This window comes from Pseudomonas sp. SK3(2021), assembly GCF_016772375.1.
Taxonomy (GTDB): Bacteria; Pseudomonadota; Gammaproteobacteria; order Pseudomonadales; family Pseudomonadaceae; genus Aquipseudomonas; species Aquipseudomonas chlororaphis_I.
Window position 1 is genome coordinate 3183242 of the sequence record NZ_CP061943.1, and the last position, 26966, is coordinate 3210207.

23 protein-coding genes are annotated in these 26966 nt (G+C 65.3%); 5 read left to right on the forward strand and 18 right to left on the reverse strand.

What is annotated here, in order from left to right:
- Positions 1–99: 99 nt before the first annotated feature.
- The 14 genes from IF690_RS14285 to IF690_RS14350 all read right to left on the reverse strand — a co-directional run bounded on the left by IF690_RS14285 (position 100) and on the right by IF690_RS14350 (position 17214).
- On the reverse strand, positions 100–438 hold the full coding sequence (locus IF690_RS14285) for a DUF2934 domain-containing protein (protein WP_202701151.1): 339 nt from the start codon (positions 436–438) through the stop codon (positions 100–102).
- A 21-nt stretch (positions 439–459) separates the two neighbouring features.
- On the reverse strand, positions 460–3252 hold the full coding sequence (locus IF690_RS14290) for a malto-oligosyltrehalose synthase (RefSeq protein ID WP_202701153.1): 2793 nt from the start codon (positions 3250–3252) through the stop codon (positions 460–462).
- Positions 3249–5330, reverse strand: coding sequence for a 4-alpha-glucanotransferase (gene malQ / locus IF690_RS14295; RefSeq protein ID WP_202701155.1), 2082 nt, complete (start codon positions 5328–5330; stop codon positions 3249–3251). The genes IF690_RS14290 and malQ overlap by 4 nt, the downstream gene beginning before the upstream one ends.
- Complete coding sequence (gene treZ, locus IF690_RS14300) at positions 5327–7123, reverse strand: malto-oligosyltrehalose trehalohydrolase (RefSeq protein ID WP_202701157.1); 1797 nt, start codon at positions 7121–7123, stop codon at positions 5327–5329. The genes malQ and treZ overlap by 4 nt, the downstream gene beginning before the upstream one ends.
- Before the next feature lie 14 nt (positions 7124–7137).
- Positions 7138–8706: a glycogen synthase GlgA gene (glgA, locus tag IF690_RS14305; protein ID WP_202701159.1), complete on the reverse strand. Its 1569-nt coding sequence runs from the start codon at positions 8704–8706 to the stop codon at positions 7138–7140.
- A 487-nt stretch (positions 8707–9193) separates the two neighbouring features.
- On the reverse strand, positions 9194–10147 hold the full coding sequence (locus IF690_RS14310) for a D-2-hydroxyacid dehydrogenase family protein (RefSeq protein ID WP_124355632.1): 954 nt from the start codon (positions 10145–10147) through the stop codon (positions 9194–9196).
- 21 nt (positions 10148–10168) lie between these two features.
- The gene (locus tag IF690_RS14315; RefSeq protein WP_202701160.1) at positions 10169–11194 is read right to left on the reverse strand and encodes an alpha/beta fold hydrolase; all 1026 of its coding nucleotides are present in this window, start codon (positions 11192–11194) and stop codon (positions 10169–10171) included.
- 134 nt (positions 11195–11328) lie between these two features.
- Positions 11329–11766: a YqaA family protein gene (locus IF690_RS14320; protein WP_202701161.1), complete on the reverse strand. Its 438-nt coding sequence runs from the start codon at positions 11764–11766 to the stop codon at positions 11329–11331.
- The gene (locus IF690_RS14325; protein WP_202701162.1) at positions 11763–12212 is read right to left on the reverse strand and encodes a DUF411 domain-containing protein; all 450 of its coding nucleotides are present in this window, start codon (positions 12210–12212) and stop codon (positions 11763–11765) included. The genes IF690_RS14320 and IF690_RS14325 overlap by 4 nt, the downstream gene beginning before the upstream one ends.
- A gap of 321 nt (positions 12213–12533) precedes the next feature.
- Complete coding sequence (gene copD, locus IF690_RS14330; protein WP_202701164.1) at positions 12534–13448, reverse strand: copper homeostasis membrane protein CopD; 915 nt, start codon at positions 13446–13448, stop codon at positions 12534–12536.
- Between the two features lie 3 nt (positions 13449–13451).
- On the reverse strand, positions 13452–13835 hold the full coding sequence (copC, locus tag IF690_RS14335) for a copper homeostasis periplasmic binding protein CopC (RefSeq protein WP_202701166.1): 384 nt from the start codon (positions 13833–13835) through the stop codon (positions 13452–13454).
- Positions 13836–13891: 56 nt separating this feature from the next.
- On the reverse strand, positions 13892–14821 hold the full coding sequence (locus IF690_RS14340) for a copper resistance protein B (RefSeq protein WP_202701168.1): 930 nt from the start codon (positions 14819–14821) through the stop codon (positions 13892–13894).
- Positions 14818–16635 carry a copper resistance system multicopper oxidase gene (locus IF690_RS14345; protein WP_202701170.1) on the reverse strand — a complete coding sequence of 606 codons (1818 nt, stop codon included), beginning with the start codon at positions 16633–16635 and terminating at the stop codon, positions 14818–14820. Before IF690_RS14345 ends, IF690_RS14340 begins: the two co-directional genes overlap by 4 nt.
- Positions 16636–16758: 123 nt before the next feature.
- Entirely contained in the window at positions 16759–17214 is a 456-nt protein-coding gene (locus tag IF690_RS14350) for an SRPBCC family protein (RefSeq protein ID WP_202701172.1), read from the reverse strand.
- A gap of 528 nt (positions 17215–17742) precedes the next feature.
- Between IF690_RS14350 and IF690_RS14355 the strand changes: the two genes are divergently transcribed.
- Together IF690_RS14355 and IF690_RS14360 are read left to right on the forward strand one after the other, a co-directional pair.
- Positions 17743–18273, forward strand: a complete 531-nt coding sequence (locus tag IF690_RS14355) for a hypothetical protein (RefSeq protein WP_202701173.1) — start codon at positions 17743–17745, stop codon at positions 18271–18273.
- Positions 18274–18390: 117 nt separating this feature from the next.
- Positions 18391–19416 carry an IS110 family RNA-guided transposase gene (locus tag IF690_RS14360; RefSeq protein ID WP_202696683.1) on the forward strand — a complete coding sequence of 342 codons (1026 nt, stop codon included), beginning with the start codon at positions 18391–18393 and terminating at the stop codon, positions 19414–19416.
- A 274-nt stretch (positions 19417–19690) separates the two neighbouring features.
- On the opposite strand, the gene IF690_RS14365 is transcribed toward IF690_RS14360, so the two are convergent.
- The gene (locus tag IF690_RS14365) at positions 19691–20686 is read right to left on the reverse strand and encodes an aldo/keto reductase (protein ID WP_202701174.1); all 996 of its coding nucleotides are present in this window, start codon (positions 20684–20686) and stop codon (positions 19691–19693) included.
- A 119-nt stretch (positions 20687–20805) separates the two neighbouring features.
- On the opposite strand from IF690_RS14365, the gene IF690_RS14370 reads away from it, so the two are divergent.
- On the forward strand, positions 20806–21723 hold the full coding sequence (locus IF690_RS14370) for a LysR family transcriptional regulator (protein ID WP_202701175.1): 918 nt from the start codon (positions 20806–20808) through the stop codon (positions 21721–21723).
- A 93-nt stretch (positions 21724–21816) separates the two neighbouring features.
- Here the strand turns inward: IF690_RS14370 and IF690_RS29145 are convergent, their stop codons facing one another.
- Positions 21817–21945, reverse strand: a complete 129-nt coding sequence (locus IF690_RS29145) for a hypothetical protein (RefSeq protein WP_286673844.1) — start codon at positions 21943–21945, stop codon at positions 21817–21819.
- A 198-nt stretch (positions 21946–22143) separates the two neighbouring features.
- Here IF690_RS29145 and IF690_RS14375 point away from each other — a divergent pair, with 198 nt between their 5' ends.
- Positions 22144–22332, forward strand: coding sequence for a hypothetical protein (locus tag IF690_RS14375; RefSeq protein ID WP_007928588.1), 189 nt, complete (start codon positions 22144–22146; stop codon positions 22330–22332).
- 18 nt (positions 22333–22350) lie between these two features.
- Here the strand turns inward: IF690_RS14375 and IF690_RS14380 are convergent, their stop codons facing one another.
- On the reverse strand, positions 22351–22731 hold the full coding sequence (locus tag IF690_RS14380) for a hypothetical protein (RefSeq protein ID WP_007928587.1): 381 nt from the start codon (positions 22729–22731) through the stop codon (positions 22351–22353).
- Positions 22732–23045: 314 nt separating this feature from the next.
- Here IF690_RS14380 and pvdQ point away from each other — a divergent pair, with 314 nt between their 5' ends.
- The gene (gene pvdQ, locus IF690_RS14385) at positions 23046–25394 is read left to right on the forward strand and encodes a bifunctional acylase PvdQ (protein ID WP_202701176.1); all 2349 of its coding nucleotides are present in this window, start codon (positions 23046–23048) and stop codon (positions 25392–25394) included.
- A 52-nt stretch (positions 25395–25446) separates the two neighbouring features.
- On the opposite strand, the gene IF690_RS14390 is transcribed toward pvdQ, so the two are convergent.
- Positions 25447–26445, reverse strand: a complete 999-nt coding sequence (locus IF690_RS14390; RefSeq protein ID WP_202701177.1) for a FecR family protein — start codon at positions 26443–26445, stop codon at positions 25447–25449.
- Positions 26446–26966 lie beyond the last annotated feature (521 nt).

A 26966-nucleotide genomic window follows, 5' to 3' on the forward strand; every position in this document is an offset into this window, starting at 1 on the left:
ATCAGATGGGCGAACAGGCTCCCTGTGGCGCACGGGCGCGCCACGCACATGGGCAAGGTCGGCAGTGGAGGGTAGCGCGAGCGCCTTGGCGAAAGGTCGTCAGCTGGCCGCGGGCTTGCGCGGTGCTCGCGGCTTTTTCGCCGCGCTGCTTTTGCCCCCGGGCGGCAATCCTTTCTCTGCGGCAGGCACCTTTTCTCCAGGAGATACCACGGGGGCCACAGCCGCGGGTTTGGCGACAGCCTTGGGCCTTGTCGCGGGCTTGCCAGGCTTGGCGCTGGCGGCGCGGGTCGCCCTGGGTGGTTTGCTCGGGGCCAGGGCCTCGGCTTCGGCCAGCTTGCAAGCCATTTCCCAATGCCGGTGTTCCTGCCCGTCGGGCCGGCCTTCCGATTCCCAGATTTGATAGGCGAACTCACGAATGCGTTTGTCGTCGGTACTCATCGCAATGCTCCTGAACTGAACTCAAGTTTGGATGAAGAGGTTGACCGGGAAATCCCGCAATGCGCTGCTGATCATCAGATCCTTGTGGGGTGTGACTGCCCCCGTGGAAAAAAGTCCCTTCAGGTTTTGTCCTGGCGCGGCGAATGGCAGATGCACTCGCGTATCGCCCCAATCCGGCGCGTCGACCCGGGGTTGCGCGCCGCTTTCCAGCAGCCCGGCGACCAGCCTGGGCACTATCACCACGGCGCGCTGGCCCTGGTGTTCGCGCATGAAGGCCAGCACCTTGTCGGCGTGTCGGCCCTGTACCGGCAGTGGCTGGTAAGTGCCCCGGCGAAACAGCTCCGGGTACTCGCCACGGCGGGCCAGCGCGGTGGCGATCAGGGCCTGCTTGATGCGCCCGTCGCGCCAGTGGGCCAACAGTTCCATGGTTTCGCCGCAGGGGTCCAGAGCCTGCTGTCGGCTGGCGAAGTCCACCGGGCGGCGGTTGTCCGGGTCCACCAGGCTGAAGTCCCAGAACTCGTTGCCCTGATACAGGTCCGGCACGCCGGGCACGGTCATGCGCAGCAAGGATTGAGCCAGGCCGTTGAGGGCGCCGGCGGGTGCGATGCGCTGGACGGCCGTGCCTATGGCGCTGCGCAACGGCAGGCCCTCGGGGCTGAGCAACAGCCGCTCGATGAACGCGTGCACGGCACTTTCATAGGCCTCGTTGGCCGCCGCCCAACTGCTGTGCAGCTTGGCTTCGCGCAGGGCTTTTTCCTGCCATTGCCAGAGGCGCTGGGCGTAGTGCCGCAGGCCCGGGCTGTCGTCGCTGTGCAGCTCCAGCGGCCAGCTGCCGAGCAGGGCCTGATAGAGAATCAGCTCATCGCCGGCGCCGGGCGCCTGGGGATCGCTGCGCAGGGCCTGGGCCAGGCTGCGCCAGTGTTCGACCTGCTCGACGTACCAGGGGCTGAGTTCGCTGAGCACCGCCAGGCGCGCGCGGGCATCTTCGCCGCGCTTGTGGTCGTGGGTGGCGCTGGCCAGCAGGTTGTCGGGGAACGTCGCCAGGCGCTCGCGGCAGGCGGCATGGAATGCTTGCACCGGGGCGCAGAACTGCTCGGTGGAAAACCCCACGTCGTTGCGCGACAGCAGCACCGCCGAGCGATAGAGCGCGGTGTCTTCCACTGCCTTGGCCGCCGTCGGCGAGGTCAGTTGCTGGAAGCGCACGCAGGCATGCTTGAGCACCTTGCGCTGGTGCCCCGGTGGCAGCTGGCGCCAGCCGCGACCGCCGAGCCACTGTTGCAGGTAGGCCAGCACCGGCCAGTCGGCTTCGCCCAGGGTGTCGCGGGCGCCTTGCAGGGCCTGCTGGAAAAACACCTCGTCCGCCGCCGAACGCCCGCAGGCGCCGATGTAGGTGCGGTACACCGGGAAATGCACGATCAGTTCCTGCAAGGCACGGCGAATGGCGCCCAGGGTCAGGTCGCGGCTCATCACGTCGTTGCGCGCCACTTGCAGCAGGGCCTGGGCCACGCTTTCGAAATCGCTGGCCAGCGAGCCGTTGAGCAACTGCTGGCGCGCCAGCCGGGCTTCTTCGAGAAAGGCCGCCGGGCGTTCGCTGTGCCGGCTCCAGAGTTCGGCCAGCGGCTCGGCGCCTTGCGGGTCGTGTTGCAGCAGCGACAGCTGGTTCATGAATTCATAGCCGGTGCTGCCGTCCACGCACCAGTCGCGGCGCAGGGTTTCGCCGGCGCCGAGGATCTTTTCCACGTAGATCGGCAGGTGCTGGCCGGGGCGCAGGGCGTCGATCCGGCGCCGCAGTTTGCGGCAGTAGCCGCGCGGATCGGCCAGGCCGTCGATATGGTCGATGCGCAGCCCGTCCACCAGGCCGGCGGCGATCAACTGGAAGATTTTCCCGTGGGTGGCCTCGAACACCGCCGGGCGCTCGACCCGCAGCCCGCCCAGTTCGTTGATGTCGAAGAAGCGCCGCCAGTTGATGTCGTCCGCCGCAGTGCGCCAGCTGGCCAGGCGATAACTCTGTTGCTCCAGCAGGGCGTGCAGGCGGGCGAAGCCCTGCGGCTGGCGCGCGTCATACAACGCCAACTGCTGCTCGATGGCCGCGCGGACCCGTGGGTCATGGGCGGCGTCCTGCAATTGCCGTTGCAAGGGGGCGGCCTGGGTGTGGGCGTCGGGCTGGTAGCGCAGGGTGCTGAAGGTATCGGCCAGAGGCTTGAGGCGCTCGGCCGACTCGGCGTCGAACTCGCCCTGGACCCGCAGCAGCTCGCCGTAGTCGCTGGGGCAGATCGGGAAGTGATGCTGGTAGTGCTCGACATGGAACTCGCCCCGTTCGGCATCGAAGCACAGCCGCAGCGCGCCTTCCTGCAGGGCCACGCCGTAGTCGCTGCCGAGGAACGGCAGCAGCAACTGGCCTTCCATCAAGGGGTCGGGGGAGTGCCACTGGATATCGAAGAACTCGCCGTAGGGGCTCAGGCGACCCCAGCGCAGCAGGTCCTGCCACCAGGGATTGTCCGCACCGCCGACCGCCATGTGGTTGGAGACGATATCCAGCAGCAGGCCCATGTCGTGCTGGCGCAGGCTGCGGACCAGGCGCTCCAGGGCGGCCTCGCCACCCAGCTCGGGGTTGACCCGGGTCGGGTCGACCACGTCGTAGCCGTGCATCGAGCCGGCACGGGCGCACAGCAGCGGCGACGCATACAGGTGGCTGATGCCCAGGCGGGCGAAATAGGGCACCAGCGGCACCGCGTCGTCGAGGGCGAAGCCGCGATGAAACTGCAGGCGCAGGGTGGCCCGCACGGGCTGGCTGTGGACCGTGGCGTTGCTCATCGGTCGCGCTCGTGGGCCTGCAACCGGGCGCAGGCCAGCAGCTCCAGGCGGCGTGCGGCGTCCGGGTCGTCGAGCAAGGTCGCGCTGTTGCCGGCCAGGCGTCGGCGCCAGTTGGGATGGCTGTCGAGGGTGCCGGGCAGGTTGGCCTGTTCGTCGATACCCAGGGCGTCCTCCAGGGGCAGCAGTACCAGCGGCGCGCGGGTATGGCCGAGGAAGCGCACGCTGGCGTCCACCACCTGGTCGGCTTCGTGGGTGTCCTCGCGAAAATTCTGCGGGTCGCGGCTCAGGGCGTGGCGCAGGCCTTCGCGCTCACGCTGGCGATGTTCGCGCCAATGGGTTTCGCCGTTTTTGTCCACCAGGCCCAGGCGCGCGCTCCAGTCGATGTCGCGGCCCTGCCACCAGCCGTTGAGGGTCGGCAGGTCGTGGGTGCTGGTAGTCGCCAGGGCATTGTCCGGCCAGTCGAGGATCGGCCGGAAATGCGTACCATGCTCCTGCTCGAACAGCAGCACGCGCATGCCGAGCATGGCCCGCGCACTGAGTTTCTCCCGCAGGCCGTCGGGCACCGTGCCGAGGTCTTCGCCGAGGACGATCGCCTGGTGCCGGTGCGACTCAAGGGTCAGCAGGCGCAGCAGGTCGTCCACCGGGTAATACAGGTAGGCGCCGTCGCAGGGCGGGGCGCCGAGGGGGATCACCCACAACCGCTGCAGGCCCATCACATGGTCGATGCGCAGGCCGCCGGCATGGGCGAAGTTGGCCCGGAGCATTTCGATAAAGGCGTGGAAGCCATTGCGCACCAAACCTTCCGGAGAGAAGGCGGAAATGCCCCAGCCCTGGCCCTGGCGATTGAGAATGTCCGGCGGCGCGCCGACGGTCAGCGCCGCCAGCAATTCGTCCTGGCGGCTCCAGGCCTGGCTGCCGCCGCCGTCGGCGCCCACCGCCAGGTCGGCGATCAGGCCAATGCCCATGCCGCTGCTGCGGGCGGTGGTCTGCGCCCGCTCCAGGCAACGGGCGATCAGCCATTGGCAGAAGGCATAGAAGCCGATGTCGCCAGCGTGCTCCTCGGCGAACTGTGCCAGCGCCGGGCTGCGTGGGGTACGCCAGGCATCGGGCCATTCGCGCCAGTCGAGGCTTTCGCCGCGGGCCGCGCGCTGGGCCTGGATGGCTTCGAAGCGGCAGTGGTTTTCCAGGGCTTCGCCGCTGGCGTGGCGGAAACTGGCGAAATCCTGATGCAACGGATGCTCGCCCTGGCAGAAGCCTTCATAAAGCGCGCGCAGGACTGTCTGCCGGGCCTGGGCCGCCACCGGCCAGTCGACCATCGGCTGTTGTTCCAGCTGTTGCAGTTGCGACCCCAGGCCGCTGGCATCGATGGCGCTGCGCCAGGCGCGCTCGCCGAGAATGGTCCCGGGCGCGGCGTACAGGCTGTTGAGAAACAACCGGCTGGACGGCGAGTAGGGGCTGTAGCGCCCGGTGTCGCTGCTGAACATGGCATGCAACGGACTGATGGCCATGGCCTCGGCGCCCCGTTCGCCGGCCACGCGGACCAGGTCTTCCAGGGCCTGGGTATCGCCAAAACCGCCGTCGCCGCTGCGCCGCAGCGAATACAGCTGCACGCTCAGGCCCCAGGCGCGGGGCGTGGCCTGGTCCACGGCGTCGGCGACGCTGTAGCAACGCTCGGGCGCCACGGCCAGGGTGAAGTGCTGGCCGGCGATGTTCACCTCCTGGTAACCCACCGGGACCAGGCCCGGCAGCATGGCGTTGGCGTCCAGCTTGAGGTTGAGCACGCTGCCGTCCTCCAGGCGGATTTCACAGGGCGTGTCCGGGGCGAAGTAATGCCCCAGGTCCAGGCCCTGGCCGGCATCGGCGGTCAGCAGCGGTGGCAGTTGCCGGCTCTGTTGCACCTGTAGCAGCTGGCGCAGGCTGGCTTCGATCTGCTGGTCGTTGTCGGCCGGATGGCCGAGGCTGGCCAGCACGGCTCGCAGTACCCGCGGCTCGACCCGTTGCGGGCGGCCGTTGGCGTCGATCCAGTCGACGGCCAGGCCAGCCCGGCTGGCGAGGATTTCCAGTTGCGCGTCGCTCATGGGCGTTCTCCGTCAAGGTCTGGCAATGGGGCGCCCGCACCGAGGCTGACCAGTGCGCTATAGGGGGCAAGATGGCCTTGCTGCAACCGCCAGAACGCCTCGGCCGGGTATTCGAACAGGCGCTGCGCGGCGTTCGATGGCCGCTGCTCGACGTTGTGCGGGCTCAGGTTGAGGTCGATCCGCAGTTCCTGGCCATTGCCCAGGCGCCAGCGGGCACACAGCGCACCCTCGGCCAGCACCTCGGCGCCCAGGGCTTCGGCGCCGGGCAGGTAGGGCACGATGTGTTCGCGGCGCAGTTGCAACAGTTGGCGATACAGGGCCAGGGTCTGTTCGCCCTGGGCCGGGTCCGCCTGCGGCCTCGACGCGAGGAAGGTGGCCGGCGCGTTCGGATCGGGAATCCGCTCGCGTTTGTGCGGGTCGGCGAAGGCGCTGAAGGCGGCGAATTCGTCGCGTCGGCCTTCGCGCACCGCGTCCGCCAGTTCGCCGCGGTGGCTGGTGAAAAACAGGAAGGGCTGCGGCGCCGCCAGTTCGTCGCCCATGAACAGCAGCGGGATCATCGGCGACAGCAGCAACAGCACCGTGGCCGCCCGCAACGCCTGCGGCTCGGCCAGGCGCACCAGGCGCTCGCCGAAGGCCCGGTTGCCGATCTGGTCGTGGTTCTGCAAAAACAGCACGAAGGCACTGGGCGGCAGATGGCCGCTGGGTTCGCCGCGAGCGGTGCCGTGGCGAGTGACATGGCCCTGGTAGGCGAAGCCCTGGCTCAGGCAGCGGGCCAGCTTCTCGGTGGGGCGTTCGGCGAAGTCGGCGTAATAGGCCTCGGTTTCCCCGGTGAGCAACACATGCAGGGCATTATGGCCGTCGTCGTTCCACTGCGCGTCGAAGTGCTGCCCCAGCAGGCTGGCCTGGTTGTGCTCGTTTTCCAGGGTCAGCCAGATATGCCGCGCCGGGTCGATCCGTTGGCGCACCCGCTGCGCCAGTTCACGCAGGAAGCCCGGGTCGTCGATGGCATGCACGGCGTCCAGGCGCAGGCCGTCGAAGCGGTACTCCAGCAGCCACATCAGGGCATTGTCGATAAAGAAGTCGCGCACGGGCTGGCGGCGAAAATCGATGGCCGCGCCCCAGGGGGTGTGCCGGTCTTCCCTGAAGAAGGCCTTGGCGTAGTGGTGCAGGTAGTTGCCGTCGGGGCCGAAGTGGTTGTAGACCACGTCGAGCATCACCGCGAGATTCAGGCCGTGGGCGCAGTCGATCAGGTGCCTGAGGTCGTCGGGCGAGCCGTAGGAGGCTTCCGGCGCATAAGGCAGGACGCCGTCGTAGCCCCAGTTGCGATCGCCGGGAAACTCCGCCAGGGGCATCAGCTCGATGGCGGTGATGCCCAGCTGGGCCAGGCGCGGCAGGTGTTTTTCCACTTCGCGGTAACCGCCGAGCACGCCCACATGCAGCTCATAGATCACCGCCTGGTGCCACGGCCGGCCTTGCCAATGCGGGTGCTGCCAGCGATAGGCCCGGGGATCGACCACCAGGCTGGGGCCGTCGATATCGCCATCCTGGGCCCGGGACGCCGGGTCGGGGACGCGGATCCGGTCATCGATGTTGAAGCGGTAGCGGGTGCCGGGCGGACAATGGCCGACGACCATGAACCAGCCGTTGGCCTGGGGCTGCATGGGCAGCGACACGCCGTGTTCGAGTTCGACGCTGACGTGCTGTGCATCCGGCGCCCAGAGGGTGAAGCGGGTGCGCTCGGTATCGAGCGCCATTGTGCCGTGGGGCCAGGTTTCCAGTGTCCTTGACGGCATCTTGGGGGGCCCTCTCAGGGTTTCGCCGATTTTCCCAAGGCCTTGGCCACCAGCTGTTCATAGAGTTCGGCGTAGGGTTCCACCGCCTTGCACCAGTTGAAGGGCGCGGCCATGGCCCGGCAGCGCATGGCATTGAGCAGCGGCGGATAGGCGAACACCTTGAAGGCGCGGCTCAGGGCCTCTTCGTAGCTGGCCACGGTGGACTCGTCGAACAGAAACCCGGTGACGCCGTTCTCGATGGTGTCGGCCAGGCCGCCGGTATTGCGCGCCACCGGCAACGAACCGAAGCGCTGGGCGTACATCTGGCTCAGGCCGCAGGGCTCGTAGCGCGAAGGCATCAGCAGGAAGTCGCTGCCGGCGAACATGCGGCGGGCGTCGGTTTCGTTGAAGCCGATATTCACCCCGATGCGTCCGGGGAAACGCGCGGCCAGGGCGCGCATGGCCTGTTCTTCCTCTGGCTCGCCGCGACCGATGATGGCGATCTGGCCGCCAGACTTGACGATGTACTCGGCCACGCCTTCGGTGAGGTCCAGGCCTTTCTGGTAGACCAGGCGCGAGACCACGGCGAACAGCGGGCCGTCGCTGGGCTCGAGGCCGAACATCTGCCGTACATGGGTGGCATTGGCGGCCTTGCCTTGCCAGTCGCCGATGGCGAAGGGGGTGGGCAGGTGCGGGTCGGTGGCGGCGTCCCAGCTTTCGTCGATGCCGTTGGGGATGCCGCTGAGCAGGCCTTGCTGGGTCTTGCTGGCGAGGAAACCGTCGAGCCCGCAACCGAAGGCCGGGGTGGTGATTTCCTGGGCATAGGTGGCGCTGACGGTGGTGATGTGGCTGGAGTAGGCCATGCCCGCCTTGAGGAACGACAGCTTGCCGTAGAACTCCATGCCTTCCTGTTGCAGGGCGTGTTCGGGGATGCCCAGCTCCGGACAGCAGGCCAGGCTGACCACGCCCTGGTACGCCAGGTTGTGGATGGTGAACAGGGTCGGCGTGCGCTGCCCACGCCAGTGCATATAGGCCGGCGCCAGCCCGGCGGGCCAGTCATGGGCGTGCACCAGGTCCGGGCACCAGTGGATCTGCGCCAGGTTGGCGGCGATGTCGGCGGCGGCCAGGCCCAGGCGGGCGAAGCGGATATGGTTGTCCGGCCAGTCGCGGCCGTTGTTGGCGCCGTAGGGCGTGCCTTCGCGCTCGTAGAGTTCAGGGCAGATCAGCACATAGATCACCAGGCCGTCGGGCATGTCCATGCGCCCGATCTTGCAGGCCGGCAGGGCCGCGTGGCCGCCCAGCTCGCCAATGATATGAATCGGGTTTTCGCTGTGCATCACCTGCCGGTAGCCGGGGATCAGCAGGCGTACATCGTGCAGTTGCGCCATGGCGCGGGGCAAGGCGGCCGACACGTCGCCCAGGCCGCCGGTCTTGACCAGGTCGGCGATTTCCGAAGTGACGAACAGGACTTTCTTGCGATTGGGGTTGTGGCGGATCAAGGGCAGTGACGTCTTGCCACCTGGGGCGAGAACCGATGGGGAGGCCGTTTCACCGGCCAGCGGCAGAGGGTGCTTTCCCTGGGTTTGCAATACGGCACTGGTCATCTGTTTCTCCCGTTTTATTGATCTGTTCCCGGCATCTGCCGGCGGTGTCAAAAGGCCAATCCTGTGGCCGGGCACAAAAGCGTTGCGCATGCAAAAGCCGAACGCAGCCTCATGCGTCGACGCAAAGAGGGTGAAGGGGCCATTGCAAGGATTGCACCAGTCGCGAAGGCCCTACCTTTAACCTGACCCAAGGCGAGAGCCAAAAGTTTCGACTTTATTTCCTCGGGGGTGACTGTCCGGTCACTTTTCGAATTCCAGTCTAGGACAGAAGTTAGAGCGCGGGCGTGACGATTAGGTTTTCTCGGGGCGAAGGTTGCGCTGCCCCGGAATAAAGCCGACGAAAGGCAGTTTCGCGCACCGGCCGGGGGCGAGGTTTCCTGGCACTGGCGCGAAAACGGTGAGGGGGTGCGAGAAGGCGGTGCGGGGAAAAACCGCCCGCGCCCGATGATGGTGCAGGGCGGTGCTGGCGCAATGCCCCGAGGTGGCTTCAGCCCAGTGGACGGAGCGGCTGGCCGGCGGCCCAGGCCTGGATGTCCTCGATCATCTGGGTGAAGAACTGCCGATAGTTCTGCTGGCTGACATAACCGACATGGGGCGTGGCCAGCACATTGGGCAGGCGGCGCAACGGATGATCGAGGGGCAGCGGTTCCTGTTCGAACACATCCAGTGCCGCACCGGCCAGGCGCCCGCGTTCGAGGGCGCTGATCAGCGCCGCTTCATCGACGATCGGCCCGCGGGCGGTATTGACCAGCAGCGCCGAGGGTTTCATCCAGGCCAGTGCCTGGGCGTCCACCAGGCCGCGGCTGCGTTCGCTGAGCACCAGGTGCACCGAGAGCACGTCGGCCTGTTCGAACAGCTGCTGTTTGTTCACGTAGGTCACGCCGGTCGCCGCGGCCCGCTCGGCGGTGAGGTTCTCGCTCCAGGCGATCACCCGCATGCCGAACACCTGGCCGAACTGCGCCACCCGCTGGCCGATGCTGCCCAGGCCGAGAATGCCCAGGGTCTTGCCGTGCAGGTCGCCGCCCAGCCCCTGTTGCCAGAGGCCGGCGCGCAGGGCGCTGGCTTCGCTGAGCAGGTTGCGGGTCTGGGCCATGATCAGTGCCCAGGTCAACTCCGGCGCCGCGTGCTTGTAACTGTCGGTACCGCACACCTGGATGCCCAGGCTGGCCGCGGCGGCAAGATCGATGGCGGCGTTGCGCATGCCGCCGGTGAGCAACAGCTTGAGCCGCGGCAGGCTGCGCAGCAGGGCCGCGTCGAAACGGCTGCGCTCGCGCATCACGCAGATCACCTCGAACGGCGCCAGGCGCTCGCTCATGGTGGCGGTGTCGCTGGGGTAGTCATGGATAAAGCTGACCTGGCCGATGCCCGACAGCACCGACCAGTCCACGACGTTACGGGCAACGTCCTGCCAGTCGTCGATTACCGCGATCTGCACACTCATGAAGGCTCCAGGAAAAATGCATCAATGTGACGCCAGCCAGCCCAGCAGGGCCTGGTGGAATTGTGCCGGTTCTTCCATCTGCGGGGCGTGGCCCTGGCCCGGGAACTCGATCAGGGTCGAGTGCGGGATGAGCCCGGCCACCTGCTTGCCCAACACCTGGTAGTTGCCGATCCGCGCCTTGACCGCCGGCGGCGCGATGTCGCTGCCGATCGCCGTGGTGTCGGCGGTGCCGATCAGCAGCAGGGTCGGCATCTTCAGGTCCTTGAACTCGTAGTACACCGGCTGGGTGAAGATCATGTCGTAAATCAGCGCTGAGTTCCACGCCACCCGCGTGTGCCCGGGCCCCTGGTTGAGGCCGGCGAGCATGTCCACCCAGCGCTCGAATTCCGGCTTCCAGCGGCCGCCGTAATAGGTGTTGCGCTCATAGTTGCGGATGCCCTCGGCCGACAGCTTGAGTTCGCGGGCGTACCACTGGTCGACGCTGCGGTAGGGCACGCCGAGGGCCTTCCAGTCTTCCAGGCCGATCGGGTTGACCAGCGCCAGTTGCTGCACCTGCCCGGGGTACTGCAGGGCATAGCGGGTAGCCAGCATGCCGCCGGTGGAATGGCCCAGCAGGCTGACCTGCTGGACGCCCAGCCGGTCCAGCAACTGCCGGGTGTTCTGCGCCAGTTGCTGGAAGCTGTATTGATAGTGCTCGGGCTTGCTGGAGGTGCAGAAACCGACCTGGTCCGCGGCTATGACCCGGTAGCCGGCGTCGCTCAAGGCCTTGATCGAGCTGTCCCAGGTCGCGCCGCAGAAATTCTTGCCGTGCATCAGCAACACGCTGCGGCCATTGGGCGTGCCCTTGGCCGGCACATCCATATAGCCCATCTGCAAGGCCTGGCCCTGGGACTCGAAGGCGAAGTGCTGCAGCGGGTAGGGATAGTCGAAGCCTTGCAGCTCGGGACCGTAGGCCGGGCCTTCGGCGGCGAGGGCGGGCAGGGTGGCGGTCAGCAGCAGGCCGGGCAACCAGCGGGTGAGGTTCCAGCGGGCGAGGCTAGGGGGCATACATGACCTCCGAGAGAAATGGGTCGATCCTGGAGCGGCGCGATTAGCGCGACATTAATAAGCAGAGGCCATCGCCAGGGCGAAACGTTCCCTGCGTGGTCATGCTTGTGAGGCCGGAGGCGCGCCCCGTCAGCTCAACCGACCCAGCCGAGGGTCATCCAGGCCAGCACGCCATAGCGCGCGCCCTTGGCCAGGGTGACGACCAGCAGGAAGCGTTTGAGCGGTTCGCCCATGATCCCGGCCACCAGGGTCAGCGGGTCGCCGATGATCGGCAGCCAGCTCAGCAGCAGGGACCAATGGCCGTAGCGCTGGTAATGGTTACGGGCGGTTTGCAGGTGGCGTGGGCCGACGGGGAACCAGCGGCGGTCCTTGTAGTGTTCCAGGCGCTGGCCCAGCCACCAGTTCACCAGGGAGCCGAGGACATTGCCGAGGGTGGCCACGGCCAGCAGCAACCACAGGTTGAACTGGCCGTTGAACAGCAGGCCCACCAGCACGGCTTCGGATTGCAGCGGCAGCAGGGTGGCGGCGCCGAAGGCCGCCAGGAACAGGCCGAGGCAGGCGGTGAGGATCAATGGGCCGGGTAGTCCGCGACCACTACGTCCTTGCCGTCCCTGGTCAGGCCTATGACCTGGTAGGCGTCGGCGGGCATGCCGTCCATTTCCATGCCGGGCGAGCCCATGGGCATGCCGGGGGCGGCGACGCCGAGCAGGTCGTCGCGTTTGCCCAGGGCCAGCACCTGGTCCGCCGGCACATGGCCTTCGACGAATTTGCCGTTGATCACCGCGGTGTGGCAGGACGCCAGGCGCGGGGCCACGCCCAGGCGCTGCTTGACCTCGCTCATGTTGCTTTCGACATGGTCGTTGACCTTGAAGCCGTTGGCTTGCAAATGCTCGATCCATTTCTTGCAGCAGCCGCAGTTGGCGTCGCGGTGCACATCGATCGGGACCAGGTCGGCGGCCTGGGCCAGGGAGCCGACGAGCAGGGCAGACAGGGCTGCCAGGCGCAGCGTGTTGTTCATAGGGCCTCTCTTGATCATCAGTGCGCCTCGGGGGCGCGGTCTTGGGCTGTCAGGGTGGCGTATTTTGCTACTTTTCTCGAGCGCGGCGCGGCGCTTGTGTTTCAACGTTATACCAAGCCTCCTTGCAGGCCTCCGGTTTATCGAAAAGACCCAGGTGCAACCCCATCCTGTAGGAGCGAGCTTGCTCGCGATCCAAGCAGCGCGGTGGGCCTGCCATACCGCGTTATCGTTCATCGCGAGCAAGCTGCGCTCCTACACAAGCATGTGCATGCTTCGTAGGAGCGAGGCTTGCCCGCGATAGCGGTCGCATCATTTCCGTGTTCATTCGGGAGCCGGGCTCAGGATGCCGAGGGTGGCCACCAGGCCGAGAATCAGCAGGGCCGCCGCCAGCTCGAGGAACATGCTGCGGCGCAAGGCGGCCAGGGCTACCCCGGGCGTGTCCCGGTGCAGCACCTGTTCCAGCTGCGGAATCAGATGGAAGCGGTTCAACGCGGCGAACACCAGCATGCTGGCGAACACCGCCACCTTCAGGCTGAGGAGGAGGCCGTAGGTGCTGGCGCTCAACGTTGCCAGGTCCGGGCCGACGATCAGCAGGTAATTGAGGACCCCGCTGAGGCTCAGGCTGACCACGATCAGCGTGCCCAGGCTGGCAAAACCCTTCAGGGCATCGAGCAGGTGGCCTGCCTGCTGTTCGCCTTCGCAGGCGCCACGGCGCAGCAGCAGGGCGAAAGCCGCCAGCGCCCCCAGCCAGGCGCCAGCGCCCAGCAAATGCAGGATGTCGCTGCCCAGGTGCAGGTAACGCCGGCCACCTTCGCTCATCGCCCCGTGGCCGCTCCAGGCCAGGCTGGCCAGGGCTGCCGCCGTGCACAGAATCAGGCCGTAGAGCGTGAACCTTGGCCAGCCACTGCTGAGCAGAAGCAGCACGCCCGCCAGCAGTAATGCCGCCAGGCGCAGCAACCAGCTTTGGCCGACATCGGTTTCCAGCACCAGCACGGGCACCAGTGCCGGGTCCAGTTCGGCCAGGCTGGTTGCGCCACTCATCGACAGCGCCAGCTGCAGCAGCGCGGCGCCCGACAGCAGCACGCCCAGCGCCAGGGTGGCCGCCAGAGGCTGGCGAAAGCGCCAGCGGCTCTGCGCGCCACGCAGCCCGTAAAGGCTGAACAGTGCCAGGCCGAACAGCAGCATCAGGTCGAGGTACAGGGCAAAACGCAGGGCGACGTTGATGAGTTCGCCCATGGCTCAGTTGACTTCGAAGGTCAGGTTGCCTGTGATCGGATGGGTGTCGGCGGACACCGCCCGCCACTCGACTTTGTAGCTGCCCTTGGGTAGCGGGGCGGCGGGGCTGATGATCATGCTTTTCGGATCGCTGCCGCCGGCCACGCTGGCCTTGACCGGCATCGGCGCGTGGCTCATCCCGGGCATGCCGGTCATCAGCAAGCGGGCCCCGGAAAACTTGGTGGTGAGGGGTTCCGAGAATTGCAGCTCGATCTTCGCCGGTGCCGCGCCCTTGGCACCTTCGGCCGGGGTCGAGGCCAGCAGTTTGGGGTGCGCCTGGACGACGCCGGCGAGGGTCAGGCCGGCACCGAAAGTGACGGCGATGGCGAAATGCTTGAGGTAGGACATGCAAGGCTCCGGGCGGCATTGGCCGCGTGATGTTTTAGTTGTCTATTGAATGGAAGTCAGAACCACAGGCGTACACCGAGCACCAGGCGGGCTTCGCTGCTGTCTTCGCCTTCTTCACGGGCGTAGTCCGCGGTCTTGCCGTAGCTGCGGTTCCAGGTCACGCCGATGTAGGGCGCGAACTGGCGGTGCAGCTCGTAGCGCAGGCGCAGGCCGGCTTCCAGCGAGGAGAGCCCCGAGCCGATGCCCCGTTGCGGGTCGTTCTTGCCGTACAGGCTGACCTCCGCGTTGGGCTGCAGGATCAGGCGGTTGGTCAGCAGGATGTCGTATTCGGCCTGGAGCCCCAGGGCACTCTGGCCGCCTTCGCCCAGGTAGGCGGTGGCCTGGCTTTCGAAATTGTACAGGGCCATGCCTTGCAGCCCGAGGGCGGCCCAGGTCTGTGGCGCGCCGGGCTTGAAGTCCTGGCGCACGCCGCCGACCACATCCCACCAGGGGCCGATGGCATGGCCCCAGAGCGCTTCGACCTGGGCGTTTTCGGTCCGGCCGTTGGTGCGCTCGCCTTCGCTGCGCAGCCACAGCCGGTCGATGTCGCCACCGACCCAGCCGTTCATTTCCCAGGCCAGGGCACTGCCGTCATCGGCGTCCTGGTATTCCAGGCGATCGACCAGCCACAGCGAGTTGATTGCCTTGTCGTGCACGCCATGGCCGGACACCGGCGGGAAGGCGGCGCGGCGGTCGGCGTCGGTGAGCACCGGGATCGGCGTGCGGCTGCGGGTGGGCGCCGCGGGCTCCATGGTCTGCAAGGGTTCGCCATCCATGCCGGTCATCTGGCTGTGGTCCATGCCCGGCATCGGGTTGCCTTGCATGGAGGAGGCCGGCATGGACGAATGATCCATGCTGGAGTGATCCATGCTTTCGGCGGCCTGCAGGGTGCCGGCGCTGAGGCCGAGCAGGGTGGCGCACAGGGTCAAGGCGTTTTTTTGCATCATGCGGCGCTCCCGGCTTCATCCACTCGTACTTCGCGAAACATGCCCATCTCCATGTGGAACAGCAGGTGGCAGTGATAGGCCCAGCGCCCCAGGGCATCGGCGGTCACCCGGTAACTGCGCTTGCTGCCCGGCGGCATGTCGATCGTGTGCTTGCGTACCAGGAAGCGCCCCTGTTCGTCTTCCAGGTCGCTCCACATGCCGTGCAGGTGGATGGGGTGGGTCATCATGGTGTCGTTGACCAGGGTGATGCGCACCCGTTCGCCGTAGGTCAGGCGCAGGGGCTCGGCGTCGCTGAACTTGATGCCATCGAACGACCAGGAGAATTTCTCCATGTGCCCGGTCAGGTGCAGTTCGATGGTGCGGCTCGGTTCGCGCCCGTCGGGGTCTTCGAAGGTGCTGCGCAGGTCGGCGTAGGTCAGCACCCGGCGCCCGTTGTTGCGCAGGCCGATGCCCGGGTCGGCGAGCTTCGGCGTCGGGCTCATGGTCTGCATGTCCACCAGCGGGTTGCCGTCTTCCGAGGCCGGGTGGCTTTGCATGGCGCCGCCCATGTTGCCGTGGTCCATGCCGGCCATGCCGCTGTGATCCATGCCGGCCATGTTGCCCTGGTCCATCCCCTGCATCTGGCTGTGGTCCATGCCCTGCATCTGGCCATGATCCATGCCGGGCATGTCGCCCATGCCAGCCATGCTGCCGTGATCCATGCCCATGTCGGCCATGCCGATCAGCGGCCGCGGGTCGAGTGGCGGGACGGTCGCGCTCAGCCCCGGCCGCTGGCTCAGGGTGCCGCGGGCGTAGCCGCTGCGGTCCATGGCCTGGGCGAACAAGGTGTAGGCCTCCTGCGAGCCGGGCTCGACCAGCACGTCGTAGGTTTCCGCCACGGCGATGCGCAGTTCATCGACGCTGACCGGCTGCACATACTGGCCGTCGGCGGCGACCACGGTCATCTTCAGGCCGGGAATGCGCAGGTCGAAGTAGCTCATGGCCGAGCCGTTGATCAGGCGCAGGCGCAGCTTCTCGCCGGGTTTGAACAGCCCGGTCCAGTTGCCGCCCGGGCTCTGGCCGTTGATCAGGTAGGTGTAGGTATAGCCGCTGACGTCCGCCAGGTCGGTGGGGGTCATTTTCATCTGCGCCCACATCTTGCGATCGGCGAGGGTGGCCGCCCAGCCGTCGCGGCTGACGTCCTCGATAAAGTCACCGACGGTGCGCTTGTGGAAGTTGTAGTAGCCGGGCTGCTTTTTCAGGATGTGCATCAGCCGTTCGGGCGCCTCGTCGCTCCAGTCGCTGAGCATCACCACATAGTCGCGGTCGTACTGGAAGGGTTCCGGTTCGCGGGCCTCGATCACCAGTGGCCCGTAGACCCCGGCCTGCTCCTGCAGCCCCGAGTGGCTGTGATACCAGTAGGTGCCGTTCTGCTGGACCTTGAAGCGGTATTCGTAGAGGCCGCCGGGGGCGATGCCGTGGAAGCTCAGGCCTGGCACGCCGTCCATGTTGGCCGGCAGGATCAGGCCGTGCCAGTGGATCGAGGTGTCCTCCTCGAGGCGGTTGCGCACCCGGATGGTCACGGTGTCGCCCTCGCGCCAGCGCAGCAGCGGGCCGGGCAGGCCACCGTTGATGGTCATCGCGGTACGTGGCGTGCCGCTGTAGTTGACCTGGGATTCACCGATGAACAGGTCGAACTGCTGGCCGCTGAGGGCAGGCAGCTGGCCGTCCTCGCTGCGTGCCCAGAGCGGCTGTTGCCACAGCCCGGTGCCGGCCAGTACGCCACCGGCGGCCAGGCCCTTGATAAAACTGCGTCGTGTGGGTTTTACGTGCATGCCCAAAGGCTCCCTCGATCCTGCTGTGTCAGGTATGAGGCGACCTTAAACGCCCCGGCCTGTCAGAAAACTGAGGTCAAGATTACAGATTTGTCAGCCAGCGCGACGCCGCCCGTTGTCGGATCAGTGGGCGATCTCTTCCAGGTTGCGCTTGAGGTTGGCCATGGCCAGTTGGGACAAGTGCTCGATGCGCGGGCGCAGACTGACCAGATTGAGGTCGGAGCAGTAGTGAAGGGTGCGCTTGAACAGGGTTCCGTCCCCATATTTGCACAACTGATAGTGGATCGAGCCGTCTGCCGGTGGAGAACTGAAGACGATCTTGAACTCCTTGGGAAACACTGCGACCAGCACCCGGCAGCTCATGTGGATCTGCAGGCCGAGCAGGTCGATGGTTTTGCTGAAGCGGTGCCCCGCCGGCAACGAGCCAGCCAGGCCGGTGTCGGCGCGCAGGGAAGCGGGATGCCACTCGTGCCAGCGATCCGGCTGAGTCACGTAGTAGTAGACGGTATCGATCGGCGCGTCGATGTAGAGCTCATGAAAGATGAGCTCGTCCAAAAGGTGCTGCTGACGTTGTTCCATGATGCACCTCCTTGCAGTAGGAGGATCAAATATAGTTGCCCGCGCGCGTGCCATGGAGGAGTGCAAATCGGCCGTTCGGCGGACTTCGAGGCACCTCGTCAAGAGCGTGTGCAAGCCTTTTCCCGTTGCAAAATAAAGGACGACATGCACAGTCGGGTCGCCGCGCAGCCATGTCGTGGAAGATCCCCGCAAGATGGCGTCATGAATGCTCTTAAGAACACCTGGTCGCAACTAACCATTCGGTACATTAATGGTCATAAGTTATCGCTTAGTTATCGCGGATTCGATTGTTAAGCAATTGTTTCAGCTAGCAAAACCGTGGCTTCCAGGCATTTGTATCGGAAATGTACAAAAATTGTAAAAAGCCGAAATATTTATTGGAGAGGTGCTCTGGCGCGCCGATACTCACGGGCATCGTTTCCCTCAATCAGGCTTTTCAGACGCTTATTAGTTGAACTTGCGCAACTCTCTAGTTGGCTGTGCAAGTGGATATAAGGCTATGGAAAAGCCCGTACACAGGAGTCTTTTATGACAATTGGATATGTCGGCGGCTGGACCAGCAAAGCCGGTCTGCTGGTGCAGGACACTGGTACCCGGGGCAAGCCGGTCAGCCAGAGCGTCAAGGTCAAGCAGATGCTCGCCCTGGTCGGCCAGAACCCGCTGGCGCTGAACGTGTTCAAGATGGACGAAATGAAGCTGCACAAGCAGATCAAGGGGTTCGATCCGGAGAACGTCAGCGCCAAGCAGCTGGGCAATATGAGCACCTTCCTCAAGCAGAAGGGCCTGATCAGCGACGTGACGGCGATGACCCTGCTCAACGCCGGCGACAAGTTCGACCGCTTCGGCGTGCAGGCCGACCCGGATGCCAAGTTCAACGCTCTGGAGTACTTCGCGATCCAGCTGGACAACATCCAGACCAACAACCTCAAGGGCAACAAGTACGCCAGCTACCTGATCCCCGAGTACAAGAAAGCCATCTACGTGCTGCAGAACCTGCAAAGCTACGGCAAGGGCAACGGCACCACGGTGACCGACAAGAATCGTTCCACCAAGGTGTGACGCAACCCCAAGGGCCCTCGACCGATAAACCGGTCGAGGGCCTTAATGAGATGGTCACCCCCACACCCTGCGAGGGCTACGCTTTCGCAGGGTGTTTTGTTTTCGGAGGCCATCCTCATGAGCGAGTCAGCGCTGATCGGAATCGATCTCGGCAAGCACAGTTTCCACCTGCACGGCCAGGACACTGCGGGCCGAGAGGTGTTTCACAAGAAGCTCTCGCGTCCACAGATGATGCAGTTCTTCGGCAATCTGCCGGCTTGCACCGTGGTGATGGAGGCATGTGCCGGCGCGCATTTTGTCGCTCGTCAGCTGATCGCCATGGGGCATCAGGCCAAACTGATTTCTCCGCAGTTCGTCCGGCCCTTCGTCAAGGGCAACAAAAACGACTTCGTCGACGCCGAGGCCATTTGCGAAGCGGCCTCGCGCCCATCGATGCGCTTTGTTACGCCTAAAACCGAGGCGCAGCAGACCCTTTCCGTTCTGCACCGCCTGCGCGAATCGCTGGTGCACGACCGCACCAAAGCCGCCAATCAGATGCACGGTTTCCTGCTGGAGTTTGGTATCAGCCTGCCCAAAGGTCTGGCGATCATGAAACGTTTGGCGAGTATCTTGGCCGAGCATGAGTTGCCGGTTCGGCTCACCGGGCAGTTGCAACGCCTGCACGATCACTTCGCTTACCTGGATGAGCAGGTCAAGGAACTGGATAAAGAGCTGGCAGGCCAGCTGGCCGCCGATGATCTGGGCAGTCGCCTGCTGAGCCTGCCGTGTGTCGGGCCGATCACCGCCAGCCTGCTGGCGGTGGAAATGGGCGACGGCCAGCAGTACAAGTGCAGTCGCGACTTCGCAGCATCTGTGGGTCTGGTGCCCAGACAGTACAGCACCGGTGGCAAGGCGAATTTGCTCGGCATCAGCAAGCGCGGTGACAAGCACCTGCGGCAATTACTGGTGCAGTGTGCGCGGGTCTACCTGCAAAGGCTGGACTACCAGCGCGGCCGTTTGGCCGACTGGGTACGCTCAATGCTGACGCGACGCCACTCGAACGTGGTGGCCTGTGCTTTGGCTAACAAGCTGGCGCGGATCGCGTGGGCGCTAGCGGCCCACCATACGCAGTATGAAGCAGGGCCAGGCGCGCTGAGCGCCTGACCCTGCGGTTGTTGCAGCACCACGAAGCACCCTTCAGGTTTTGCGATAGCTGAACAACGGATGACGTGAACGGCCCACCGGCCTGACGAAGAACCTGGCACAAAAATCGGCTTCAGAAGCCGCGGCATTTTTCAGGATCGTCAGGCGCGACTCTCATCGTGGCGCGGGGCATGTCCCCAAACAGACGCCGGATAGATTTAAGCAAGCCAACCACTTCACCCATTAATCAGTATTGCAAAAACGGGGGTGACCATAGATTTTTGTGGCCGGCCGTTTACCGGTCGAGCAAGGCCATCACCGCTTGCGGGTAACGCTCGCCGGCGGTGGCGTCGGGGCTGAAGATCCGTTCCAGGGCCTGCAGTTCGTCAGCGTCGAGACGGACCTGCAGCGCGGCGACGTTTTCCTCCAGGTACTTGCGTTGCTTGGTGCCCGGAATCGGGATCAGGTAATCGCCCTGCGCCAGCACCCAGGCCAGGGCCAGTTGCCCGGTGGTGATGCCCTTGGCGGCCGCGAGTTGCTTGACCTGTTCCACCAGCAGCAGGTTCTTGGTGAAATTCTCGCCCTGGAAGCGTGGGCTGAAACGCCGGTAGTCGTCGGCGGCGAAATCCTCCGGGCTCTTCAGGGCACCGGTGAGAAAACCACGCCCCAGCGGGCTGTAGGGCACAAAGGCGATGCCCAGGCGTTGGCAGGCCGCGAGGCAGCCGTTGTCTTCCTGGTCGCGGCTCCACAACGAATATTCGCTTTGCAGGGCGCTGATCGGGTGCACCTTGTGGGCCCGCTCCAGCGTCGCCGCCGAGGCTTCGCTGAGCCCCAGGTAGCGGACCTTGCCGGCCTGTACCAGCTCGGCCATGGCGCCGACGGTTTCCTCGATGGCCACGTCCGGGTCGATGCGGTGCTGGTAATACAGGTCCAGGGTTTCCACGCCCAGGCGCTGCAAGGTGCCTTCGATCGCCTGGCGAATGTAGTCGGGGCGGCCGTTCACCCCGCGTGCCGCCGGGTCGTCGGGGTTGCGGACGATACCGAACTTGCTGGCCAGGAACACCTGCTCGCGTTTGCCGCGGATTGCCTGGCCGATCAGGATTTCGTTGCTGTGGGGCCCGTACATGTCGGCGGTGTCCAGCAGGTTGATCCCCAGTTCCAGGGCGCGATGCAAGGTGGCGGTCGCCTCCCTGGTATCGGTGCCGGTGGTGTAGAAATCGGTCATGCCCATGCAGCCAAGGCCGATGGCGGATACCTGCGGGCCGTTCTTGCCCAGTTGACGGGTTTGCATAGGAGAAGCTCCGGTGGATGGCGTGGCGGCCATTGTTCCCCTCGACAAAAACAAGATAAACCGGCTAAAAACGCTATCACTATTCGTTATTTCTAAATAATCAGCCTCAGGCCAAGCCAATGGACCGTTTTAATGCCATGCGTGTGTTCACTCGCATTGTCGACCTCGGCGGTTTCGCCAAGGCCGCCGACAGCCTGCAGATGCCGCGGGCCTCGGTGACGGTGTTGATCAAGCAGCTGGAGGCGCATCTGGGCGTGCAGCTGCTGTTGCGCACCACCCGCCAGGTCACGCCGACCCTGGACGGCGCAGCTTATTACCAGCGTTGCGTGCGGCTGCTGGCCGACCTCGAGGAAACCGAAGCGGTGTTTTCCGCCACGCGCCACAACCCGCGCGGCACCTTGCGCATCGACATGCCGGCGGGGATCGGGCGGCTGCTGGTGATCCCGGCGTTGCCGGCATTCTCCGAGCGCTACCCGTCGATCGACCTGGAAATCGGCCTCAACGACCGGCCGGTGGACCTGATCCGCGAAGGGGTGGACTGCGTGTTGCGCGGCGGCCTGTGCCTCGACGACTCGCTGGTGGCCCGGCCGTTGCTGCTGATGGAGCAGGTGACCTGCGCCAGCCCGGCTTATCTGCGCCAGCGCGGTGTGCCGCAGAGCCTGGACGAGCTGGCCGGGCATCAGATGATCGAGTATTTCTCCAGCGTCAGCGGCAAGCGTTATGGCCTGGAGTTCGAGGTGCAGGGCCAGGTGCTGTTGCCGGAGCTGCCCAAGCAGGTCTCGGTCAACAGCGCCGATGGCTACCTGGCCGCCTGCGAGGCCGGCTACGGGCTGGTGCAGACGCCTTATTACCATGTCGCCCAGCAGTTGGCCGAAGGCCGGCTGATCGAGGTGCTCAGGCACATCCCGCCGCCCCGGCTGCCGTTGAGCGCGCTGTATCCGCCGCATCGGCACCTGTCGACGCGGGTCAGGGTGTTCGTCGACTGGCTGGTGGCGCTATTCGCCCAGCCGGGGACTCACAACACCCGGCTGGCATAGCTCGAGAGTAAAGACAGACGCCCGCGGCGAGGCGGGCGTCGGGCAATTTCGCGCAGGGATTACGCAAAGGGAAGTACCCGTGGGCGGGCTGACTCAGCGATGGTAGTAGCCGGGGCCGCCGTCGTAATGGCGGCGATGCCCGCCGTCGTGAGGGAAGATGATGCAGCCGGACAGGGCCAGCATCGCCAGCAGGGGAATCAGCCGGGTGATTCGATGGAACATTGCGCAGTCCTCAAAGGGCTCTCGGGGTTAAAACCGCCGCGATGCAGCGAAAACTCTTCGGCGGCTGTAACATGAGACCCCGTTTGCCCGCGCCCATCCCCGATTCTCGGTAGGCGTTTGGCATCTGTTTCGATACCGAATCGATACATTTACAGGCGGCATTTTCAGGCCGCACCTTTACAGGTTCAGGAACCCGCAATGACCCAGAAGCAACGCTTGATCTATTCGATTGTGATTTCCCTGGTGGTACTGGGAATCATGCTTGGCCTTTCTTACCTGCAGAACGCCGGAATGATCACCGAGAAAATGTTCCAGTACATCGCCATTGGCGTGGCGGTGACCGTGGTCGTGATCAATGGCGTGATGCGGCGCAAGGTCAAGCCTTGAGAGACACCCCCGACGGCCTCAGTCGCGGCCGTCGAGTATGGCTTCAGCCTGTTGATGCAGGCTGAAGCTCTTGTCTGCATTGAGGGTGATCACGCCTTCGCTGCACAGCCGCTTCAACACCTCGCGCACGCTGAGGAACGACAGCGGGATATCCAGCTCCAGCAAATGACTGTGAATGCCACGCACCCCCAGGGCGCGCTGGCTTTCGGCTGCCTGCAGCAAGGCATCGATGACTTTCAGGCGAATCAGGCTGGTACGCAGGCCGAAGCTCTTGAGCAGGTGCCTGATGCGTTCGTTGCGGTTGCGCTCGGCTTGCTTGCCGAAGACACCGGCGCCGGCGTTCAGGGAGGACGCCGGTTGTGCGGTGTGGCCATCCGTTGGCAGTTGCGGGTCGTACATGCAAAAACTCCTTTTCAGAGCCTGATCAGGAAGATGACGGGTGCTCTCACCTAACTAGACGAACGAGCCGCGCAAATCATGAGGAATCGGATGTAGAAAATTTGTCAGGCCTTGGTCGTTACCAGGTGGGCGGGCGATCCGGGCCTGGCGCCGAGCCGCTAAATTTTCCGTGGCGGTTTCGTCTGTAAGGGCAGGCGGGCCTTGGTTGCTCTCGGGTCGGGCCGTTCTTTCCAGGCTGGAATCCGTGTCCCCCGTGCGCTCATCGCATGCCGCGCCAGCCTGGGTTGTGCATCTTTTTTCGATCAGGAGTCGGCGTGATTATTTCCAGCCAGTTGCCCAGGTTTTGCCTTGCGGGTGTGTTTCTCGGGTTGAGCCTGGCGGCTCAGGGGCACGAGGTGCGGAGCGGCGAGGCGAGTGCCGATATTCGCCGTACCGGTTTTGGCGTCCCGCATATTCGCGCCGCCGACGAACGCGGGCTGGGTTACGGCATCGGCTATGCCTACGCCCAGGACAACCTGTGCCTGCTGGCCAACGAAGTGCTGACGGTCAATGGCGAGCGTTCGAAGTATTTCGGCCCGCAGCAACAGACCGTCGAGCAACGGGAAAATCTCACCAGCGACCTGTTCTTCAACTGGCTGAACACGCCCCAGGCGGTGTTCGGCTTCTGGCAGGCGCAGACGCCGCAGGTGCGGCAACTGATCGAAGGGTATGTCGCCGGCTATAACCGTTCCCTGGCCGAGCGCCGGGCCCAGGGCCTGCCCGAGCAGTGCCAGGGGGACTGGGTACGGTCGTTGACCGCCCTGGACCTGGTCAAGCTGACCCGCCGGCTGTTGGTGGAAGGCGGTGTCGGCCAGTTCGCCGAAGCCCTGGTGGGCGCGACACCGCCATCCGCCACGGCGCAGTTGAAGCCATCGGCCCGGGTCTTCGCCCAGGCGGATGCCCGCGGCCAGCGTTTCGCCCTGGACCGGGGCAGCAACGCGGTGGCCGTGGGGCGCGAGCGCTCGTTCAATGGCCGCGGCATGCTGCTGGCCAATCCGCATTTTCCGTGGGTGGGGGGCATGCGCTTCTACCAGATGCACCTGACCATTCCCGGCAAGCTGGATGTCATGGGCGCTGCCTTGCCCGGCCTGCCGATGATCAATATCGGCTTCAGCCGGCACCTGGCCTGGACCCACACGGTGGACACCTCCAAGCACTTCACCCTGTACCGCCTGCAACTGGACCCCAAGGATCCGACCCGCTACCTGCTCGACGGCAAGTCCCTGCCGCTGGACAAACAGACGCTCAGCGTCAAGGTGAAGGGCGAGGACGGCCTGCTCACGACCGTCAGCCACAGTGTCTACAGCTCACAGTTCGGCCCGCTGGTGCAGTGGCCCGGCAAGCTGGATTGGGACAACCGCTTCGCCTATAGCCTGCGCGACGCCAACCTGGAAAACGACCGGGTGCTGCAACAGTGGTACGCGATGAACCAGGCCCGCAGCCTCAAGGAACTGCAAGCGTCGGTGCACCAGCTGCAGGGCATTCCCTGGGTCAATACCCTGGCCGTGGATGACCAGGGCCAGGCCCTGTACATGAACCAGTCGGTGGTGCCCAACGTCAGCGCGGAAAAACTCGCGCGCTGCAGCGACCCGCGGATCGGCACCCAGCTGATCATTCTCGACGGTTCGCGCGCGGCCTGTGCCTGGGACATCGACCCGACCGCCGCGCAACAGGGCATCTACCCGGCCAGCCAACTGCCGCAACTGCTGCGCAACGATTACCTGCAGAACTCCAACGACTCGGCGTGGATGGTCAACCCGGCCGCGCCGCTGCAAGGCTTCTCGCCGCTGGTCAGCCAGCAGGACCTGCCGCTGGGGCAGCGCGCGCGTTTTGCCCTGAATCGCCTGATCGGCACGGGCAAGGCCGAGCCGCTGAGCGCCGCCGACCTCAAGCACATGGTGATGGACGACCAGGTGTACCAGGCCGGACAGGTGATGCCGGACCTGTTGCAGTTCTGTGCCGGCGACCTGGGCAGCGATGCCCGGGCCCTGGCGCCGTTGTGTGCCAGCCTCAAGGCCTGGGACCGCAGCGCCAACCTGCACAGCGGGTTGGGCCTGGTGCACTTCCAGAACGTCATGGAGCAGCTGGAGGCGGTCGACGAGCGCTGGCGCGTGGCCTTCGATGCCCGGGACCCGCAGCACACACCACGTGGCCTGGCGATCGACCGACCGCCCGTGGCCAAGGCGCTGCGCGAGGCGATGCTGGCCTCGGTGCAACAGGTGGCCGAGTCGGGCCTGAAGGCCGACAGCCGTTGGGGCGATATCCAGGTGGTCAGCAGCGGCGGCCGGCAGACGCCGATTCACGGCGGCCCGGCCAGCCTGGGCGTGTACAACGCGATCCAGAGCGTCCCGGCGGCCGACGGCAAGCGTGAGGTGGTCAGCGGCACCAGTTACCTGCAAGTGGTGACCTTCGATGACCAGGGCCCGCATGCCCAGGGCCTGCTGGCGTTCTCCCTGTCCAGCGACCCGGCGTCGCCGCACTCGCGGGACCAGACCGAGGCGTTCTCGAAGAAGCAGTGGAGTGTGTTGCCGTTCACCGAGCAGCAGATCCAGGCGGACCCGCAATATCGCTTGCAGGTGATTCACGAAGTGGACGATCGGCTGCGCAAAGTCGCGACCCAGTAAGCGCGCTCAACCTGGCGTCAAGCGCAGGCCGCACCCGCGAGGGTAGCGGCCTTCAGCTTTTTGGCGCGGCGCCTGGCAGCGAATTGATGACCGGGTTGCCGTCCTGGTTGCGGGTCAGGTACACCGGCAACACCTTGGGCAGCGTGGTCACCAGGCTCTTGACCGCGGTGACGTCGTAGATGCCGCCGACCCGAATGTTGCCCGTGGCGCTGTCGGCCAGCATCACCGGTGTGCTGAGGTAGCGGTTGATCAGCGGCAGGGCCTCGCCGAGCGCCAGGTTGTCCAGCACCAGCTTGCCCTGGCGCCAGGCCAGCGAGCTGTCGTTGGCATCGGCCTGGTTGAGCTGCGGCTGGTGATCGCCCTGGCGATAACGCGCCTGCATGCCCGGATCGAGACGCAAGCCGCCACCGGGGTGGCTGTTGTCGCTGTTCACCAGCACCGAACCTTCGAGCAGGGTGACCCGCACCTGATCCTCGTACATCCAGACGTTGAACTGGGTGCCAGTGACCCGGACCTCGCCGCTGGCGGCCTTGACCACGAACGGGTGGCTGCTGTCGTGGCTGACCTTGAAGAAGGCTTCGCCTTTTTTCAGGGTGACCCGGCGCTGGTCCTTGTAGTTGCTGTAGGTCAGCTCGGTGCCCAGGTTGAGTTCGACCTGGCTGCCGTCGGCCAGGGTCACCTGGCGCATGCCGCCGTCGGCCTGGAAATGCTCGTAGGAGGAGGGCAGCCAGCCCAGGCTCCAGCCGCTGTAGGCGGCCAGGGGCAGGGCCAGGGCGCTGATCGCCGCGGCCATGCCGTAGGCGCGCCAGGGTTTGCGTGGCGCCAGGGGCAGGACGGTGGTGGCTGGCGGACGTGGCAGATGGTCGGCGACTTCCCAGATGTCCTGCATCGCTTGGTATTCGAAGGCATGCAGCGGGTGGGCGTCGCGCCATTGCTCGAAGGCCTGGCGTTCGGCGGCCGTACAGTCCGCGGCATGCAGACGCATGCACCACTGCGCGGCGGCATCGGTGATGGCGTCGTATTCGGCTTCTGTGAGGTGCTGTTCGCTCATTGGCTCTTCCTGGTTTCGCGCATTCTACCCTTCGCAGCCAGGCTTGGAGAACCGCCGTCATGGCTGATGCCTATCAAAAGTGGAACTTATTTTTGCCTCGAAGCCCCTGCAACACAGGGCTTTCGCCAGCAGTATCCACGGCGGGAGTGAAAAAATGATCAAAAAACACCCGGGCCGCTGTCATCGCTACTGCCACCTTTGCTCGCCATCCTCGGTTGACGGCCCGTTCGCGGCTACTCTGTCCCTTCCTGGCATTGCCTGTGCTAGTGGCCTGTACGGTTAATTCGGCGACTCAAATTCGAGTGCCAGGGCTTGCCAGGCAAGGCGCCATGACCAGTCGTAGCCCGCTACGGCGAGGAATGGCAACGCAGCCTGGCGAGTACTGGCGCCGAAGTCGAGTGCACGAATTAGCCACACAGGCCACTAGGCCATGGCCGAGGTTGACAGGGCGCGCGCAAAGCGTTGTTTAATCGTCGGGCGCACTCACCTGGGTGCCTCCTCATGCGCTGTAGCCCATTCCA

Bases quoted from the DNA above. Each gene is read 5' to 3' on its own strand.
- IF690_RS14285 (WP_202701151.1), bottom strand. From the start codon at position 438: ATGAGTACCGACGACAAACGCATTCGTGAGTTCGCCTATCAAATCTGG.
- IF690_RS14290 (WP_202701153.1), bottom strand. From the start codon at position 3,252: ATGAGCAACGCCACGGTCCACAGCCAGCCCGTGCGGGCCACCCTGCGC.
- malQ (WP_202701155.1), bottom strand. From the start codon at position 5,330: ATGAGCGACGCGCAACTGGAAATCCTCGCCAGCCGGGCTGGCCTGGCC.
- treZ (WP_202701157.1), bottom strand. From the start codon at position 7,123: ATGCCGTCAAGGACACTGGAAACCTGGCCCCACGGCACAATGGCGCTC.
- glgA (WP_202701159.1), bottom strand. From the start codon at position 8,706: ATGACCAGTGCCGTATTGCAAACCCAGGGAAAGCACCCTCTGCCGCTG.
- IF690_RS14310 (WP_124355632.1), bottom strand. From the start codon at position 10,147: ATGAGTGTGCAGATCGCGGTAATCGACGACTGGCAGGACGTTGCCCGT.
- IF690_RS14315 (WP_202701160.1), bottom strand. From the start codon at position 11,194: ATGCCCCCTAGCCTCGCCCGCTGGAACCTCACCCGCTGGTTGCCCGGC.
- IF690_RS14325 (WP_202701162.1), bottom strand. From the start codon at position 12,212: ATGAACAACACGCTGCGCCTGGCAGCCCTGTCTGCCCTGCTCGTCGGC.
- copD (WP_202701164.1), bottom strand. From the start codon at position 13,448: ATGGGCGAACTCATCAACGTCGCCCTGCGTTTTGCCCTGTACCTCGAC.
- copC (WP_202701166.1), bottom strand. From the start codon at position 13,835: ATGTCCTACCTCAAGCATTTCGCCATCGCCGTCACTTTCGGTGCCGGC.
- IF690_RS14340 (WP_202701168.1), bottom strand. From the start codon at position 14,821: ATGATGCAAAAAAACGCCTTGACCCTGTGCGCCACCCTGCTCGGCCTC.
- IF690_RS14345 (WP_202701170.1), bottom strand. From the start codon at position 16,635: ATGCACGTAAAACCCACACGACGCAGTTTTATCAAGGGCCTGGCCGCC.
- IF690_RS14350 (WP_202701172.1), bottom strand. From the start codon at position 17,214: ATGGAACAACGTCAGCAGCACCTTTTGGACGAGCTCATCTTTCATGAG.
- IF690_RS14355 (WP_202701173.1), top strand. From the start codon at position 17,743: ATGACAATTGGATATGTCGGCGGCTGGACCAGCAAAGCCGGTCTGCTG.
- IF690_RS14360 (WP_202696683.1), top strand. From the start codon at position 18,391: ATGAGCGAGTCAGCGCTGATCGGAATCGATCTCGGCAAGCACAGTTTC.
- IF690_RS14365 (WP_202701174.1), bottom strand. From the start codon at position 20,686: ATGCAAACCCGTCAACTGGGCAAGAACGGCCCGCAGGTATCCGCCATC.
- IF690_RS14370 (WP_202701175.1), top strand. From the start codon at position 20,806: ATGGACCGTTTTAATGCCATGCGTGTGTTCACTCGCATTGTCGACCTC.
- IF690_RS29145 (WP_286673844.1), bottom strand. From the start codon at position 21,945: ATGTTCCATCGAATCACCCGGCTGATTCCCCTGCTGGCGATGCTGGCC.
- IF690_RS14375 (WP_007928588.1), top strand. From the start codon at position 22,144: ATGACCCAGAAGCAACGCTTGATCTATTCGATTGTGATTTCCCTGGTG.
- IF690_RS14380 (WP_007928587.1), bottom strand. From the start codon at position 22,731: ATGTACGACCCGCAACTGCCAACGGATGGCCACACCGCACAACCGGCG.
- IF690_RS14390 (WP_202701177.1), bottom strand. From the start codon at position 26,445: ATGAGCGAACAGCACCTCACAGAAGCCGAATACGACGCCATCACCGAT.